Source organism: Arthrobacter sp. KN11-1C (assembly GCF_052180225.1).
GTDB lineage: Bacteria > Actinomycetota > Actinomycetes > Actinomycetales > Micrococcaceae > Arthrobacter.
The window spans coordinates 1,651,936-1,668,516 of sequence record NZ_CP197467.1 but is presented as its reverse complement, the minus strand read 5'-3'; the positions used below and the strand labels follow the sequence as shown (position 1 = coordinate 1,668,516).

Sequence of the window (16,581 nt, the reverse complement as noted above, 5' to 3'; positions counted from 1 at the left end):
GCTAGTCCTCCTCTTCCCATTCCGGGGTCATGTTGCGAGCAACCTGGATCTGGTCGTTCGAGACTCCGGAGGGGACCATCGGCCATACCATGGAGTTCGGGCTGACCACGAAGTCGATGACCACGGGACGGTCATTGATTTCCAAGGCCTTCTGGATAGTGGCGTCGATGTCCTCGTCCCGTTCGCAGCGGAACGCGGCACAACCGTAGGCGTCTGCCAGCTTGACGAAGTCCGGGATGCGGACGGTGTCGTGGCCGGTGTTCAGGTCGGTGTTGGAGTAGCGGCCTTCATAGAAGAGGGTCTGCCACTGGCGCACCATGCCCAGCGAGGAGTTGTTGATGATGGCAACCTTGATGGGGATTTTGTTGATGGCGCAGGTGGCCAGTTCCTGGTTGGTCATCTGGAAGCAGCCGTCGCCGTCGATCGCCCAGACCACGCGGTCGGGTTCGCCGACCTTGGCGCCCATGGCTGCCGGCACGGCATAACCCATGGTGCCGGCACCGCCGGAGTTCAGCCAAGCGTGGGGACGCTCGTACTTGATGAATTGGGCAGCCCACATCTGGTGCTGGCCGACGCCCGCGACGTAGATTCCTTCCGGACCCGTGAGAGCACCGATCCGTTCGATGACCCGCTGGGGTGCACTGAGCCCGTCCTCCGGTTCGGTCCAACCCAAAGGGTAGGTATCGCGGAGGTTGCCGAGGAACGCCCACCAACCGTCGAGGTCCGGCCTGCCGGATTGCTCGAAGGCGTTGCGGACAGCCTCGCTCAGTTCCGGAATGATCTCCTTGACGGAGCCCACGATCGGAACGTCGGCCGTGCGGTTCTTGGAGATCTCCGCGGGGTCGATGTCCGCGTGGATGATCTTTGCGTGCGGAGCGAAGGTGCTGAGGATGCCGGTCACTCGGTCATCGAAGCGGGCACCAAGGGTGATCAATAGATCGGACTGCTGCAGTGCGGTAACCGCGGAAACCGTGCCGTGCATGCCGGGCATGCCGACGTGCAGCGGGTGGGAGTCCGGGAACGCGCCGCGGGCCATGAGTGTGGTCACCACGGGAGCACCGGTGAGTTCCGCGAGCTCGCGCAGTTCTGCCGATGCGTGGGCCTTGACCACACCGCCACCTACATACAGGACGGGTTTGCTTGCCGCGGCGATCAGCCGGGCAGCCTCGCGAACCTGCTTGTTGTGGCCGCGGACCACCGGACGATAGCCCGGCAAATCGATCTTGGGAGGCCAGGAGAAGGTCATGGCGCCCTGCTGGGCGTTCTTGGCGATGTCCACCAATACGGGACCGGGACGCCCGGTGCTCGCAAGGTAGAAAGCCTCGGCCATGACATGCGGAATGTCGTTGGGATCCGTCACCAGGAAGGAATGCTTGGTGATCGGCATGGTGATGCCGACGATGTCCGCTTCCTGGAAGGCATCGGTGCCGATGACGGAAGCCGATACCTGGCCGGTAATGGCAACGAGGGGCACGGAGTCCATGTGGGCATCCATGATGGCGGTAACGAGGTTGGTGGCACCGGGGCCAGAGGTGGCGATGCACACGCCAACCCGTCCGGTAACCATGGCGTAGCCTTGCGCTGCGTGGCCGGCTCCCTGTTCGTGACGGACCAGGACGTGATTCATCTTGGAGGCCATCAAAGGGTCATAGGTGGGGAGGATCGCGCCACCGGGCAAACCAAAAATATCGTCGACGCCGAGTTCTTCGAGCGAGCGGACAATAGCTTCCGAGCCGGTCATCACCGTTGGGGGTACAACGTTGTTCGGCCCGAGTACAGGAGAGAGAGTTGCAGCATTGTCGACGACGGCGTCAGCCGGACGGTCGACCTTTTCCGGAGCTTTGGGGGCTCCAGCGGACTTTGCAGCCATCAGCGAGGGGCTGATCGGCGATCCTTTGCTCATCGGACTCTTCCTTTGGGGATCTTCAATTAGTGAAAGGTACTGCGGGTACTGCGTTCATGCGGGTTCTTGCTCAAATGCGCCGTCCCCTGCGGGAAATAAAAAAACCCCTCAGCCTTGCGGCTCTTCGAGGGGTTGCGCGTGACGGTTCGTTACCAGTCGGGCTAGGAGGCCACGCGCTTGGTAAGTACGACAGTGCCCACGGTGGCGCCGACAGTAACGAATGCGATCATGCGTTCAGTGTTCCCTCTTTGGGAGATGAGTGTCAAACAATGAAGATGGCATCTCACGATGTGGACTCCATTGTCCACGGGCTGGTCCTACCCCGGCCACCCAACTGACTAGCAGTTGTTGTCGTTATGAGGCGTCAAAACGACAACAACTGCGAGCCAGTTGGGCCGGAACCGGGATTACCCGCAGTAGGCGCCCGTGGAGGCGCTGTGCACCAGCTTGGCGTACTTGGCGAGGACACCCTTGGTGAACTTGGCCGGGAGCGGCTCCCAACCGACCTTGCGGGACTCGAGTTCGGCTTCGTCCACCAGGAGGTCGAACGAACGGGCGGCGATGTCGACGCGGATCTTGTCGCCGTCCTTGACGAAGGCGATGGGTCCGCCGTCGACCGCTTCGGGCGCAACGTGCCCGATGCAGAGGCCGGTGGTACCGCCCGAGAAGCGGCCGTCGGTCAGCAGGAGCACGTCCTTGCCGAGGCCCGCACCCTTGATGGCGCCGGTGATGGCGAGCATCTCACGCATGCCCGGGCCGCCCTTGGGTCCTTCGTAACGGATCACGACGACGTCTCCGGCCTTGATCTCGCCCTTGTCCAAAGCGTCGAGTGCACCCTGCTCGCGTTCGAACACGCGGGCGGTTCCTTCGAAGACATCGGCGTCGAAGCCGGCACTCTTCACGACGGCACCTTCCGGAGCCATGGAGCCGTGCAGGATGGTGATGCCGCCGGTCTTGTGGATCGGGTTGTCCAGGGCGCGCAGGATCTTGCCATCGAGGTCCGGCGGGTTGATGGAGGCCAGGTTCTCGGCGAGGGTCTTGCCGGTGACGGTCAGGCAGTCGCCGTGCAGCAGGCCGGCGTCGAGCAGCGCCTTCATGATGACGGGCACTCCGCCGATCTTGTCGACGTCGGTCATGACGTAGCGGCCGAAGGGCTTGAGGTCGCCCAGGTGCGGGATCTTGTCGCCGATGCGGTTGAAGTCGTCCAGGGTCAGCTCGACCTCGGCCTCGCGGGCGATTGCGAGCAAGTGCAGGACGGCGTTGGTGGATCCGCCGAAGGCCATGGTGACCGCGATGGCGTTCTCGAACGCTTTCTTGGTCATGATGTCCCGGGCGGTGATGCCGAGGCGGAGCAGGTTGACCACTGCCTCGCCGGACTTGCGGGCAAAGTCATCACGACGGCGGTCTGCCGAGGGCGGTGCAGCCGAGCCCGGCAGGGACATGCCGAGGGCCTCGCCGATGCACGCCATGGTGTTGGCCGTGTACATGCCGCCGCAGGCGCCTTCGCCGGGACAGATCGCCCTTTCAATGCGGTCGAGGTCTTCGCGGCTCATCTTTCCAGCAGCGCACGCACCCACGGCTTCGAAGGCGTCAATGAGGGTGACTTCCTTCTCCGAACCGTCCTCGAGCTTGACCCAGCCCGGCATGATGGACCCGGCATAAAGGAAGACGCTGGCGAGATCCAGCCGGGCGGCTGCCATGAGCATGCCCGGGAGGGATTTGTCACAGCCGGCCAGCAACACGGAGCCGTCGATGCGCTCGGCCTGCATGACCGTTTCAACGGAGTCGGCGATGACTTCACGGGAAACAAGCGAGAAGTGCATGCCCTCGTGGCCCATGGAAATGCCGTCCGAAACGGAAATGGTGCCGAACTGCATGGGGAAGCCACCGCCGGCGTGGACGCCTTCCTTGGCACCCTGGGCGAGTCGGTTCAGCGAGAGGTTGCAGGGCGTAATTTCGTTCCACGAGCTCGCGACGCCGATCTGGGGCTTGGCGAAGTCGTCATCGCCCATTCCTACGGCCCGGAACATGCCTCGCGCGGGGGCGGCATGGATGCCGTCCGTTACGACCCGGCTGCGTGGCTTGATGTCCGGCTGGTTGTCTGTCGCAATGGGGGTGTGGTCACTCATGGGCATGAGTCTATGACTCCTGAGCTGCGGCGAACGAACACGATTGGCGGGTTAAGGCGAATTTGTCCCTATTTGATGCAATATTTCAGTCAAATGGTGGACAGTCGTCTCAATATTTGAGACGGAAATCTCATGGTCAGCTTCAATCCCGTCCAACAGAATCGCAGTAGCCCGGAAGGCCGCGAATCGATTGACTTATGTGGATTCACTAATCTAGACAGCCCCGCGACACGGACGTAACGTCAAATCACGACACACCTGCGCCACTCGAACAGAAGGGCTCCTCCCATGGATTGGTTGATCTGGGTCATCGTCATTGTGTTGATCGTCGCAATTGTTTGGTGGCTCTTGAGCCGAAATAGCGCGAAGTCTTCCGCCGGCGCCACGGCCTCGTCCTCTCCATCGCCTACCGCCGCGTCACCACAAATGGACGTCACTTCCGCCGCATTGACAGGCTCCGCCCCGCTGGTAGCGGCGACCGCGGCCGCAGATCAAGGCCCGGCCGAATCGCGAACGGCCGCACCCGAGCACGAACCGGAGCCGGAACCGGCAACGGAGGCGGGCGACGTCGACGACTGGGAGCGCCTGGCCCCACTCCTCGAAACCGAAGCGGCGGCCCCGGCTGAGGCTGCCGCGGCCGAAACCCCGGTCGAGGAACCCGCAATCGAGGAGCCCACGCTTTCGGAACCCGTGCTGTCCGAAGCGGCCGTTTCCGAAGTCGCCGTTTCCGAAGTCGCTGCGCCTCCCGGGCCCGAGCCGGAACTTGAAGGGGGCGTGACGGCCGACGACGTCGCAGTTGCCGACGCCGGACCTTCCGTTGCGGTCGACACCGGCGTTCCGGCGTCGTCGGCTACGGAGCCAGCCACTCCCGAACAGTTGGCCGACAGCGCAGAGTGGGAAGCCACCTGGAGCGAAGGCGGCACAGCCGCCGCCCCCGCGCCGATCCACCACCGCGAATACACGGACGCCCATGCACCGACGCTTCCCGGGGCCGAATCCGCCGCAGCGGAGGCGGTCGACGCCGCCGCGGATTCGGCGGGCGCGTCGCCCTTGGGCGGGCATCTCGCCGCCGAGCAGCCCTACGGTGAAGGGTCAGCGGCGGCGGGCGCTGACGGGAGCGGCCCCGATGACTACACCGTCAAAGGCAATGCGGACACCATGACCTATCACGATGAGGACAGCCCGTCCTATGACGAAGTCAAAGCCGAGGTCTGGTTCGTTTCGAGCGCCCACGCGGAAGCGGCAGGCTTCCGGCCGCCCCGCAGGAACCGCCGCTGAGAGCCTCAAGGAGCTGAAGAGACGCCTCCCACGCAGGGTCGCGAGGGAGGCCCTGGTCGATTTCACACTTCGGCAAGTGTCGTGTAGAGTTACATGTCGTTGCGGAGATCAACGAGGGAAGAAAAGCCCTCTACCGATCGAAATCGACAAATGCACCTCTAGCTCAATTGGCAGAGCAATTGACTCTTAATCAATGGGTTCCGGGTTCAAGTCCCGGGGGGTGCACCAAAGGGAAGGGCCCTTGAGCGGCAACAGCCGCTCAAGGGTTATTTCTTTGCGTTGTGAGCAACAAACAATTGCACCTCTAGCTCAATTGGCAGAGCAATTGACTCTTAATCAATGGGTTCCGGGTTCAAGTCCCGGGGGGTGCACCAAAGGGAAGATCCCTGGATGGCTGAATGGCCGTCCAGGGATCTTTTTTGCTTTTCGGCCAGCTTCGCGGGCCAGGCTTCGGAGGCCTAGGCCCCAACGTGTGTAAACCCCGGGCGCGTTATGAGTGTCCCGGGCTCGTTTTGGTCCGGATGTAGGATTCTGCTCAATCATTCGACTGGACAAACGCCGGGCCCGCAGAATCACGGGGCCGGCAACGTGGGCGAAGAGAATGATCCAGCAGAATCCGACGGTGTCCGTAGATCGTCGGACCAGCTTCGCTTACCGGAGCTCGTTGCGAGGCGGGAACGGACGATCAGGCACCACGAAATGCGGCGCCGGAAGGACCTTGCCGTGCCGAAGGAGGTCGCGGATGACTGGCTCGACGTGCCCTAGTTGGAAACCTCGCTCGGCGCCGCGCCTGAATCCACTGCGGCAACAATGTCAGAGACAACTGCCGAAGAATGATTGTTCGCCAATTCGCGTACCAACGCCTGCAGTTCGCGCCGCAGCTTGGCTGTGTCCACGGGAACAGGTGCAAGAACTTCGCGTTCCAATTGCGTGGCGAGGCCAAGGGTTCGCTCCCCCGCCTCAGTCAGACTGACAACCTGGCTACGGCGGTCGGACATGCTGCGTGCGCGGCTGACGTGCCCGTGGGCCTCCAGCCTGGTGAGCGTCTTCCCCATTGTCTGGGCCTGAACCCGGACAATCTGGGCGAGCATCGACTGGGTGGTCGGTCCGTTGACGGCAAGTACTTCCATGACAATGACCCCGGCATGGGTCAGATCCATACCGCGCAGTTTCTCGTTCCAGGCATGCTCCACGAGGCGCGCGGCCGTTGAGAGCAGGCGCCCGGTGGGCCACCTTTCCATATCAGGCATAAAGGCCAGTATATAGACCGCTCGGCGCAGATCCGGCCGGGATTCAATTCGTGAAGCGCCCGGCCCGTCACTAAGCTGGGTGGTCGCAGACGCGAGCAAGGAGCACACATGGCTGAAAGACTCATTCCAGGGGACACCGCCCCAGATTTCACCCTCAAGGACCACACGGGGCGCGAGGTCAGCCTGGCCTCGCACCGCGGCCGCAGTACGGTGATCTATTTCTACCCCGCGGCGTCAACTCCTGCATGCGCCAAGCAGGCCTGCGACTTCCGCGATTCACTCGCCAGCCTTCAGGCCGCTGGTTACGACGTCCTTGGAATCTCCCCGGACACCGTGAAGGACCTGGAAAAATTTGTGGCCGAAGAAGCACTGACCTTTCCCCTGCTTTCCGACGAAGGGCACAGGGTCGCAGATGCCTATGCCGCTTGGGGCGAGAAGAAGAACTATGGGCGCACGTACCAAGGGCTGATCCGCTCGACGATCGTGGTGGATCCCGACGGCAAGGTGGCGGTGGCCCAGTACAACGTGCGGGCCACGGGCCACGTGGCCAAGCTCCGGAGGGACCTCAAAATCGACAAGTAGCCGCCACCCTGCGGCACAGACGCGCGGCTGCCACGGTTGAAACGGCCGACGCGAAACCGCGGGTACAATGGAGGCCGGTATATGACCGGAGCGGAAGCCCTGACTCCCGGTCCGGGTACCAGCACCAGCGCGAGTGGTGAAATTGGCAGACACGCAGGATTTAGGTTCCTGTGCCTTCGGGCGTGGGGGTTCAAGTCCCCCCTTGCGCACATTCAGGAAGTGCCCCGGTCCTTGGCCGGGGCACTTCCGCTTTCCAGCCCGGACTCAGGGCCCTGAACTAGACTGGACTGCGGTCCGGCTGCCGCGGGCCCCAGCCCGTCCAACTGCCTTGAGGGGACAAGAGTGGTAAGCAGCAAGCTTCGCCGAATCACGCTACAAATCGGCGCAGGCCTTCTGGCCGTTGCCTTGACCTCATGCACGGTGAGTCCTGGACCCGCACCGTCAACCTCAGCGGCGGGCGGCGCTTCGGCAGAGCCGAGCAAGACCTTCAACTTCGGCACCCCGTCGATGCCCCTTGGACTCGATCCGGCCCTGACGAACGACTCCGAGTCGTATCGCATCACCCGGCAAGTCATGGAAGGCCTGGTGGGCGTCGATGCTTCCACCGGCCAACCAACACCCCTGCTTGCCACCTCCTGGTCACAAGGGAATGACGGACTCAGCTACGACTTCACGTTGCGGTCGAAGGTCACCTTCCAGGATGGAACCGCCTTTGACGCCGCCGCCGTGTGCAGCAACTTCAACCGTTGGTTCAACTTCCCGGCAACCCTGCGTCAGCAGGCACCGGGCATCGCATTCAAGAGCGTCTTCAAGTCCTTCTCGGACGACGCTTCGCTGTCCCTCTTCAAGAACTGCAAGGTCGTCTCCCCCGGCCACGTCCAAATCAACCTGACCAAGCCGTTCACGGGCTTCCTGCAGGCTTTGACGCTGCCGGCGTTCGCCATGTCCTCCCCGAAGGCCTTGGCCGACGAGACCGCCAACGTCCTGGACAAGAAACTGTCAGGACAGCCGGCGTCGGCCTACGCCTCCCACCCCGTGGGCACCGGCCCTTACGTTTTCTCCTCGTGGAGCCAAGATCGCATCACGCTCAAGAGCTACAAGGGCTACTGGGGTGACCGCGGAGAGATTGCCACGGTCAACTTCATTCCGTTCGACTACCCGCAGGCCCGGCTCCAGGCCCTGCTCGCGGGAACCATCGACGGATACGACCTCGTCACCGCCGGCACCTTCGACCAACTCGTCAAGAAGGGCATGCAAATTGTCCAAAGGGACCCGTTCTCCGTCATGTACCTGGGGATGAACGAGTCCGTGGCGCCCCTCCAGAACCTCGGGGTGCGCCAGGCAATCGAGATGGCCATCGACAAAGACACCCTCATCCACAAGTTCTTCATCGACAACACCTCACCGGCGTCCCAATTCGTTCCCCCCAAGCTGAGCGGCTTCAACAACAACGCACCGTCCTTGGGATACGACCCGGACAAGGCCAAGCAGTTGCTCGCCAAGTCCGGCTACAAAGGCGAGGAACTCAAGTTCTACTACCCGCTCAACGTCACGCGCGCCTACCTTCCCACCCCGGAGAAGATCTACGCGGAGATCAGCGCCGAGCTCACCGCCATCGGACTGAACATCAAGCCGGTACCCGTGAACTGGGATGACGGCTACCTCCAGAAGGTCCAATCCCCCGGCGACCACGCTCTCCACTTGCTCGGTTGGAACGGCGCCTACTCAGACCCGGACAATTTCGTGGGCACCCTCTTCGGAGAGAGCAACGGCGAGTTCGGCTACAGCGATCCACAGGTGTTCTCAAAGATCGACCGGGCTCGGGGACTCCCCGAAGGCGCTGACCGCAACTCGCAGTACCAGACGATCAATGCCCAGATCGCGGCGACCGTCCCGGCAGTGCCCATCGCTTTCCCCATCTCGGCTTTGGCCCTTTCCGACCGCGTAGAGAAGTACCCTGCATCGCCTGTCTTAAACGAAGTTTTTACAAACGTTCGCCTGAAGTCTTGACGTCCCGCCGCAATTTCAGTTATGTGCCCACGCGGGGATATTCTGTGACAGCCAGTGCCGCCGCTATCGGAGATAGATCGTGACCTTCATTTCCAAGACACACCACGCTGACGTCGTCCTTATTGGGGGCGGGATCATGAGCGCAACCCTGGGTGCGTTCATCAAGCAACTCGAACCCAGCTGGACCATCTCCCTCTTTGAGCGACTCGACGAAGCCGGCCTGGAAAGCTCCGGACCGTGGAACAACGCGGGAACCGGGCACGCAGCGCTCTGTGAGCTTAATTACTCACCAGCAGCGAAAGATGGGTCCGTTGACCCGTCCAAGGCCCTCCACATCAACGAGCAATTCCAGCTCTCCCGGCAGTTCTGGTCCCACCTCGTGGACAACAAATTGATCGGCTCCCCCAAGGGCTTCATCAACACTGTTCCGCACATGAGCTTCGTCATCGGCGACAAGCACGCAGACTTCCTCAAGACCCGCTACGAAGCACTCAAGCCGAACACACTCTTCCGCAGCATGGAATACACGGAAGACCAGGCGCAGATCGCCAAGTGGGCTCCGCTGATCGTCAAGGGCCGCGACGCCAAGCAGCGCGTTGCCGCCACCCGCGCAGCGGAAGGCACCGACGTCGACTTCGGCGCCTTGACCCGGGAGCTGACCGGCTACCTTGCCGCCAACGGCGTTGAGGTCAACTATGGCCACGACGTCACCAATGTGAGCAAAGCCTCCGACGGCGGCTGGGACCTTTCGCTCAAGTACCCCGCTTCCGGTGAACACAGCCGGATCCACGCCAAGTTCGTCTTCGTCGGCGCCGGCGGTGGGGCACTCCACCTGCTCCAGGCGTCGGGCATCCCGGAAAGCAAGGGATACGGCGGTTTCCCGGTATCCGGACAGTTCTTCCGCTGCACGGACGAGGCCATCGCCGGCCAGCACAGCGCCAAGGTCTACGGCCAGGCCTCCGTGGGTGCGCCGCCCATGTCCGTGCCGCACCTTGATACCCGCTACGTTGACGGCAAGCGTTCCCTGCTTTTCGGCCCCTACGCCGGATTCTCCACCAACTTCCTCAAGACGAGCAGCTATCTCGACCTGCCGTTGTCCATCCGCCCGGGCAACATCATCCCGATGCTGGCCGTGGCCAAGGACAACATGGACCTGACTGCGTACCTGATCAAGGAAGTGGCCAAGCGCCACGACGCCAAGGTGGAATCCCTCCGCGAGTACTACCCCCAGGCCGACGGCGGCAACTGGGAGCTCATCACCGCGGGCCAGCGGGTGCAGATCATCAAGAAGGATTCCAAGAAGGGCGGCGTGCTGCAGTTCGGCACCGAAGTGATCACGGCCCGTGACGGCTCCATCGGAGCACTGCTCGGGGCCTCCCCCGGAGCCTCCACCGCCGTCCCCATCATGATCGAGATGCTCCAGCGGTCCTTCCCGAAGAACTTCAAGGGCTGGCAGTCCAAGCTCAAGGAAATGATGCCGGGCTACGGCGTCAAACTGAACGACAACCCGGAACTTGCGGCCGAGCTGGAAGCGAGCACTGCCCGTTCGCTCCAGCTTGAGCCTGCCGGTGCCGTCCAGCACTAGCAGCCGTCCGGGCTGCGGCCGGTTCGAGACAAGAGACAGACCGTAGATCCCAGGAGACAGTGCAATGTTCCGTCTGGCAAAGCTTTCATTGGCGAACAGGGCATTGATCGCGCTGATCACCGTCTTCGCGGCGGTGTTCGGCGTGATCACCATGTCGTCCCTGAAGCAGGAGCTCATCCCCTCGATCGAGTTCCCGCAGATCTCGGTGATTACGTCCATGCCGGGCGCGTCCCCGGAAGTTGTCGACAAGCAACTCAGCCGCCCGCTCGAAACAGCACTGAACAGCGTCGAGGGCCTCGAGTCGACGACGTCGACGTCGCGGAACGGTGTTTCGCAGATCACTATGGTGTTCACGTATGGTTCGAACCTGGACCGGGCGCGCAACCAGATCGATCGCGCTATCTCCAATGCCAAACGCGTGCTGCCGGCCGACGTCGAGCCGCAGTCTTTCGCCGGCAGCATCAGCGACTTCCCGATCGTGTACCTGGCCGTGTCTTCGGACAAGCCGCTCAGCGAGTTGAACACGGACCTGCAGCGCTTGAGCGTTCCCCGGCTCCAGAAGCTGGACGGGGTCCGCAGCGCTGACGTGACAGGTGGAGCCACCCAGCACATCCTGATCCAGCCCAAAGCCCCGGCGATGGCCGCCAGCGGCGCCACGGTCCAATCGCTCACGAATGCCCTCAAGAACAACGGAACTCTGGTCCCGGCCGGGACCATCGAGGATCAGGGCAAGACCCTCTCGCTGCAGATCGGCAGCCCGGTGGACTCCCTCGACGTCATCAAGGGCTTGCCCCTCACCGGAGCGAAGGCCGGCACCACCATCGGCTCTGTTGCCGACGTCAGTATCCAGGACGACGCCGCAACCTCCATTACCCGGACCAACGGCAAACCGACGCTGGCCCTGTCCATCACGAAGAAGCCCGACGGCGATACCGTCGCCATTTCGCACGCGGTCAAGGATTCCATTCCCCAGATGGAAGCCGAATTGGGCTCCAATGCGCACTTCACACCGGTGTTCGACCAGGCCCCGTACATCGAGAAATCCATCAAGGACCTCACCACCGAGGGCCTCCTTGGACTTGGCTTCGCGGTCGCAGTCATTCTGGTATTCCTGATGTCCGTGCGTTCCACGCTGGTAACGGCGGTATCCATTCCGTTGTCGCTCCTGATCACGTTCATCGGAATATCGGCGACCCATTACTCGCTCAACATCCTCACGCTCGGAGCGTTGACCATCGCGATCGGCCGGGTGGTGGACGATTCGATCGTGGTGATCGAAAACATCAAGCGGCACCTGAGCTACGGCGAACACAAGCTCGCGGCGATCCTCAATTCCATCCGGGAAGTTGCCGGTGCCATCACGGCGTCCACCCTCACTACGGTTGCCGTCTTCCTGCCGATCGCCTTCGTGGGCAACCTGGCTGGCGAACTGTTCCGGCCCTTCGCGCTGACGGTGACCATCGCCCTGTTGTCTTCGTTGCTCGTGTCCCTCACTATCGTTCCGGTGTTGGCATACTGGTTCCTCAAGTCGCCGTCCGCTGCCGCGACGGTGGACGCCCGTGCCGCGGAGAACGCCCGGACAAAGGCGCACGAGGCAGAGCAACGCAGCCGGCTGCAGCGCGGCTATTTGCCTATCCTGTCCAAAACCCAGAAGCACCCGGTCATCACGATCGTGGCCGCGGTGCTGGTATTGGGTGGAACTGCGGCCATGTCCCCGTTGCTCGCCACGGACTTGCTGGGCGATTCCGGCCAGAACAGCATGACCGTGCGCCAGGTCCTTCCTGCCGGCACCAGCCTGGAGCAGACCGGCGCCGCCGCTGCGCAAGTGGAATCGGTCCTGCGTGGCATCGATGGCATCAAGGATGTCCAGGTCACATCGGGCAACGCCCAAACAGGCTTCGCCGCGCTCACCTCAAGCGGGGCTTCCAATTCGACGTTCACTGTAGTGACGGACGACAAGGCCGACCAGCAGAAACTGCAGGACACGGTCCGGTCCCGCCTCGCCAGCGCCTCGGCTGCCGGAAAGGTCACCGTCGGCGCGCAGCAAGGCGGGCTGGGCACGTCTTCCAGCGTGGACATCACCATCAACGCCGCCAACGCAGCGGATCTCAAAACCGCAAGCGACGCCGTCGCGAAGGCCATGGACGGCGTGCCCGGAAGCGCCGAGGTAGCCACCAACCTGGACGCGAGCCAGTCGGTGGTCCAGGTGAAGGTCGATCGCGCCAAGGCCGTCGCAGCCGGGCTCAACGAAGAACAAGTTGCCGGCGTCCTGGCGTCCACGGTCAGTCCCATCCCCGCAGGCACCGTCCGTATCGACACCACGGACTTCCCGGTACAGATCGGCGAAGGCACGCACTTCAGCAGCATCGCCGATGTGAGCGCCATCAGTCTCCCGACACCGGCCGGGCCCGTTCCGCTGTCGAGCATCGCGTCGGTGGAGCAGGTGGACACTCCCGTTTCCATCACCAGCAGCAACGGCCAGCGGACCGCGAAGGTAACTGTCACGCCGTCGGGCTCCAACCTTGGCTCCGTCAGCACGGCAGTCACCGACCGGCTGGCTGCCGTGCGGCTGCCGGCAGGCGTCACAGCCACGATCGGTGGCGCCACGACGCAGCAGGCGGACTCGTTCAGCCAGCTCGGCCTCGCCCTTCTAGCCGCCGTCGCCATCGTCTATGTCATCATGGTTGCCGCGTTCAAGTCCCTCATCCAGCCCCTCATCCTGTTGGTGTCCGTACCCTTCGCGGCGACCGGCGCCATCGCGTTGCTCCTCGTCACGGGTGTTCCGCTCGGGCTGCCTTCCCTGATTGGCATGCTGATGCTGGTGGGAATCGTCGTGACCAACGCGATCGTCCTGATCGACCTCATCAACCAGTACCGCAAACCGCACGATGGCAGTCCCGGGATGAGCGTGGCGGATGCCATCACCCACGGCGCCCGGCAGCGGCTACGCCCGATCCTCATGACGGCGCTTGCGACCGTCTTCGCGCTGACGCCCATGGCTTTGGGCCTCACGGGAGGCGGCGGGTTCATTTCCCGGCCGCTCGCGATCGTCGTGATCGGCGGCCTTGTATCCTCCACGGCTTTGACGCTCGTCCTTGTTCCCGTCCTTTACAAGCTGGTCGAAGGCCGGCGCGAGAAGAAGGCGCTGCTCAAGGCGCTCACGCAACGCCCCGACGTCGTGAAGGACGGCATCGCCGGCCATGGCGACGGCGAGCACCTGGACTGGACCACCGGAATGATTCCCAAAGTCACCGGCCGCCGGTCCGCTTCCAGCCCCGCCGAGTAGGGCGCCTCACCGGGAACAAAATGGCGTTGTGCCCTGTTGCAGGCAGTGATACATGCAAATGCATCTATTTTGGGATAGACTGTTGGCAGAGCCCGGACACCAATCGGGCAGGCAGAAAGGCACATCATGGAGATCGGCGTATTCAGCGTCAGCGACATCACCACTGACCCGACCACGGGCCACACCCCCACGGAGAACGAGCGCATCAAGGCCGCCGTGGCGATCGCCAAGAAGGTCGAAGAGATCGGCATGGACGTCTATGCGATCGGCGAGCACCACAACCGCCCCTTCTTCTCATCCTCCCCTACCACCACGCTTGCCTACATCGCAGCGCAGACTGAACGCATCACATTGTCGACGTCCACCACGCTGATCACCACGAACGATCCGGTCAAGATCGCCGAAGACTTCGCGATGCTCCAGCACCTGGCAGATGGCCGCGTGGACCTCATCATGGGCCGCGGCAACACCGCTCCCGTCTACCCCTGGTTCGGCAAGAACATCCAGGACGGGATCGAACTCGCCGTGGAGAACTACTCCCTGCTGCGCCGCCTCTGGGACGAGGACACCGTCAACTGGAGCGGCAAGTACCGCACCCCGCTGCAGAACTTCACCTCCACGCCCCGCCCGCTCGACGGCGTCGCGCCCTTCGTCTGGCACGGCTCCATCCGCAGCCCGCAGATCGCGGAACTCGCCGCCTACTACGGCGACGGCTTCTTCGCCAACAACATCTTCTGGCCCAAGGAGCACTACCAGCAGCTGATCGGCCTGTACCGCGAACGCTATGAGCACTACGGCCACGGCAACGCCGACCAGGCCATCGTGGGCCTCGGCGGACAGTTCTTCATGCGCAAGAACTCCCAGGACGCCGTGAAGGAGTTCCGCCCCTACTTCGACAACGCGCCGGTGTACGGCCACGGACCCTCGCTCGAGGACTTCACGTCCCAGACGCCGCTGACCGTCGGCAGCCCGCAGGAAGTGATCGAAAAGACCTTGACGTTCCGCGAGTACTTCGGCGACTACCAGCGCCAGCTGTTCCTGGTGGACCACGCCGGGCTGCCGCTCAAGACCGTCCTGGAGCAACTGGACCTCTTCGGCGAGGAAGTCCTGCCGGTCCTGCGCAAGGAATTCGAGGACCGCAAGCCGGCCCATGTACCTGACGCACCCACCCATGCATCCCGGCTGGCAGCATCCGTGCTCGCCTCGGCCAGCGAGGCGGTTGCGGATTCCGCAGGGCGGAACCCGTGACCACCACCGCGCCCACCTCGTCCGCGGTGCGCCTCGCCGCCGAGACCTGGGAGTCCTTGTTCCGCTCCCAGGTGGCGGTGATGCGCCGGCTCCAGGCCGGGCCGGCCTTCAAGAAGCTGCCCATCAAGGAGTACGACGTCCTGTTCACGCTTTCGCGCTGCCCCACCGGCAAGTTGCGCCTGAACGAGATCAACGATCACGTCCTGCTCAGCCAATCCAGCCTGAGCCGGCTGGTTGACCGGTTGGAGAAGCGCGGACTCGTGGAACGCAGCATCGCCCCCGACGACGGACGCGGAATCCTGCTCGGGCTGACCGCGGCCGGGCAGGAACTGCAGAAGGAGATCGGCCGTGAGCACATCCGCGACATCGCCGAACTCGTGGCACCGGCCCTGACAGCGGACGAGCAACGCGAGCTTCTACGCCTGACAGAAAAGCTGCAGGCGTTCGTCGCCCACAAGTAGGCGCGACGGTCAGCGGAGGACGACGAGCTTTGCCGGATCCTCATCCGGCAGCTCGTCGGCCACCACCGCCGTGACTTTCAAACTCTTCAACGACAGGCTGCCGCCCACGGTGGAGAGGAACGCGGTGTCCGAGGAATCGCGTCCGGCGGTGATGCGAAGCATTGATTCGCGCGGAGCCAGGCCGGTGGGATCGATCACGTACCACGTGCCGTCGAGGTGGGCCTCGGCCACGGCATGGAAGTCCATGGGGCTCAGGCCGGGCGCGTACACAGCGGCGAGTCGCGCGGGAATGTCCTTGGAGCGCAGAAGGGCAATGGCAAGGTGCGCGAAGTCGCGGCACACGCCTTTGCGGTGCAGGAGCGTTTCCACGGCACCGTCCGTCCCGCGCGAGGAACCACTGACGTACCGGAGTTCATCGTGGACCCAGTTCCGGACAGCCTGCAACAGTTCCTCACCGTGCAACCCGCCGAATTCGGCATACGACGTCGGAAGGAGCCGATCGGACTCGGCATAACGGCTGGGCCGCACGTAGCGGATGAGCTCCATCCGGGAGGACTCGTCGGGGACACCAAAGCCCTCCACCGAAGCCCGGTAATCAACGGTTACCTCACTGGGTTCGTCAAACTTCATGTAGTGGAAACGTCCACCGTGATGGTCTGCCAGCTCAGTGAGCGGTACAGCTTCGCCTTCCACCGTGACTGACAGCTCTTCGGTCAACGATTCGTAGCCAGGATTGCTGGCCACGGCTATTGCCATCGCCACCTTGGTGTTGGCTACGGTCTTGAAAACGAGCTGGGCAGCAACGTTGCGTTCCATGGATCTCCGGAGTGTTGCGGCTGGACAACCCAC

At 63.2% G+C, this 16,581-nt stretch carries 11 protein-coding genes and 3 tRNA genes; 10 read left to right on the top strand and 4 right to left on the bottom strand.

The window, feature by feature from the left end; genetic code table 11:
- Position 1: 1 nt before the first annotated feature.
- The gene (locus tag ACSBOX_RS07800; protein ID WP_442545512.1) at positions 2–1,903 is read right to left on the bottom strand and encodes an acetolactate synthase large subunit; all 1,902 of its coding nucleotides are present in this window, start codon (positions 1,901–1,903) and stop codon (positions 2–4) included.
- Positions 1,904–2,310: 407 nt separating this feature from the next.
- Positions 2,311–4,032, bottom strand: a complete 1,722-nt coding sequence (ilvD, locus tag ACSBOX_RS07795) for a dihydroxy-acid dehydratase (RefSeq protein WP_442545511.1) — start codon at positions 4,030–4,032, stop codon at positions 2,311–2,313.
- A 288-nt stretch (positions 4,033–4,320) separates the two neighbouring features.
- Here ilvD and ACSBOX_RS07790 point away from each other — a divergent pair, with 288 nt between their 5' ends.
- The 3 genes from ACSBOX_RS07790 to ACSBOX_RS07780 all read left to right on the top strand — a co-directional run bounded on the left by ACSBOX_RS07790 (position 4,321) and on the right by ACSBOX_RS07780 (position 5,684).
- Complete coding sequence (locus ACSBOX_RS07790) at positions 4,321–5,310, top strand: sunset domain-containing protein (RefSeq protein ID WP_442545510.1); 990 nt, start codon at positions 4,321–4,323, stop codon at positions 5,308–5,310.
- Between the two features lie 152 nt (positions 5,311–5,462).
- A tRNA-Lys gene (locus ACSBOX_RS07785) sits at positions 5,463–5,538 on the top strand.
- A 70-nt stretch (positions 5,539–5,608) separates the two neighbouring features.
- Positions 5,609–5,684: transfer RNA gene (locus ACSBOX_RS07780), tRNA-Lys, on the top strand.
- 387 nt (positions 5,685–6,071) lie between these two features.
- Here ACSBOX_RS07780 and ACSBOX_RS07775 read toward each other — a convergent pair.
- On the bottom strand, positions 6,072–6,560 hold the full coding sequence (locus tag ACSBOX_RS07775) for a MarR family winged helix-turn-helix transcriptional regulator (protein ID WP_442545509.1): 489 nt from the start codon (positions 6,558–6,560) through the stop codon (positions 6,072–6,074).
- A 108-nt stretch (positions 6,561–6,668) separates the two neighbouring features.
- On the opposite strand from ACSBOX_RS07775, the gene bcp reads away from it, so the two are divergent.
- The 7 genes from bcp to ACSBOX_RS07740 all read left to right on the top strand — a co-directional run bounded on the left by bcp (position 6,669) and on the right by ACSBOX_RS07740 (position 15,732).
- Positions 6,669–7,142 carry a thioredoxin-dependent thiol peroxidase gene (gene bcp, locus ACSBOX_RS07770; RefSeq protein ID WP_442545508.1) on the top strand — a complete coding sequence of 158 codons (474 nt, stop codon included), beginning with the start codon at positions 6,669–6,671 and terminating at the stop codon, positions 7,140–7,142.
- A 127-nt stretch (positions 7,143–7,269) separates the two neighbouring features.
- A tRNA-Leu gene (locus tag ACSBOX_RS07765) sits at positions 7,270–7,351 on the top strand.
- Positions 7,352–7,484: 133 nt separating this feature from the next.
- Complete coding sequence (locus ACSBOX_RS07760) at positions 7,485–9,152, top strand: ABC transporter substrate-binding protein (protein WP_171983554.1); 1,668 nt, start codon at positions 7,485–7,487, stop codon at positions 9,150–9,152.
- A 79-nt stretch (positions 9,153–9,231) separates the two neighbouring features.
- Positions 9,232–10,737, top strand: coding sequence for a malate:quinone oxidoreductase (locus tag ACSBOX_RS07755; protein ID WP_442545507.1), 1,506 nt, complete (start codon positions 9,232–9,234; stop codon positions 10,735–10,737).
- A 64-nt stretch (positions 10,738–10,801) separates the two neighbouring features.
- Complete coding sequence (locus tag ACSBOX_RS07750) at positions 10,802–14,023, top strand: efflux RND transporter permease subunit (RefSeq protein ID WP_442545506.1); 3,222 nt, start codon at positions 10,802–10,804, stop codon at positions 14,021–14,023.
- 126 nt (positions 14,024–14,149) lie between these two features.
- A complete protein-coding gene (locus ACSBOX_RS07745; protein ID WP_442545505.1) occupies positions 14,150–15,271 on the top strand; it encodes an LLM class flavin-dependent oxidoreductase in 1,122 nt (373 codons plus the stop codon).
- Positions 15,268–15,732 (top strand): MarR family winged helix-turn-helix transcriptional regulator, encoded by a 465-nt coding sequence (locus tag ACSBOX_RS07740; protein ID WP_078108567.1) that lies wholly within the window; start codon positions 15,268–15,270, stop codon positions 15,730–15,732. Before ACSBOX_RS07745 ends, ACSBOX_RS07740 begins: the two co-directional genes overlap by 4 nt.
- 9 nt (positions 15,733–15,741) lie before the next feature.
- On the opposite strand, the gene ACSBOX_RS07735 is transcribed toward ACSBOX_RS07740, so the two are convergent.
- Positions 15,742–16,548 carry a transglutaminase-like domain-containing protein gene (locus ACSBOX_RS07735; protein ID WP_442545504.1) on the bottom strand — a complete coding sequence of 269 codons (807 nt, stop codon included), beginning with the start codon at positions 16,546–16,548 and terminating at the stop codon, positions 15,742–15,744.
- Between the last annotated feature and the right edge of the window lie 33 nt (positions 16,549–16,581).

Excerpts from the sequence above, each read along its gene's own strand:
- ACSBOX_RS07800 (WP_442545512.1), bottom strand. The coding sequence starts at position 1,903 with ATGAGCAAAGGATCGCCGATCAGCCCCTCGCTGATGGCTGCAAAGTCC.
- ilvD (WP_442545511.1), bottom strand. The coding sequence starts at position 4,032 with ATGAGTGACCACACCCCCATTGCGACAGACAACCAGCCGGACATCAAG.
- ACSBOX_RS07790 (WP_442545510.1), top strand. The coding sequence starts at position 4,321 with ATGGATTGGTTGATCTGGGTCATCGTCATTGTGTTGATCGTCGCAATT.
- ACSBOX_RS07775 (WP_442545509.1), bottom strand. The coding sequence starts at position 6,560 with ATGCCTGATATGGAAAGGTGGCCCACCGGGCGCCTGCTCTCAACGGCC.
- bcp (WP_442545508.1), top strand. The coding sequence starts at position 6,669 with ATGGCTGAAAGACTCATTCCAGGGGACACCGCCCCAGATTTCACCCTC.
- ACSBOX_RS07750 (WP_442545506.1), top strand. The coding sequence starts at position 10,802 with ATGTTCCGTCTGGCAAAGCTTTCATTGGCGAACAGGGCATTGATCGCG.
- ACSBOX_RS07745 (WP_442545505.1), top strand. The coding sequence starts at position 14,150 with ATGGAGATCGGCGTATTCAGCGTCAGCGACATCACCACTGACCCGACC.
- ACSBOX_RS07735 (WP_442545504.1), bottom strand. The coding sequence starts at position 16,548 with ATGGAACGCAACGTTGCTGCCCAGCTCGTTTTCAAGACCGTAGCCAAC.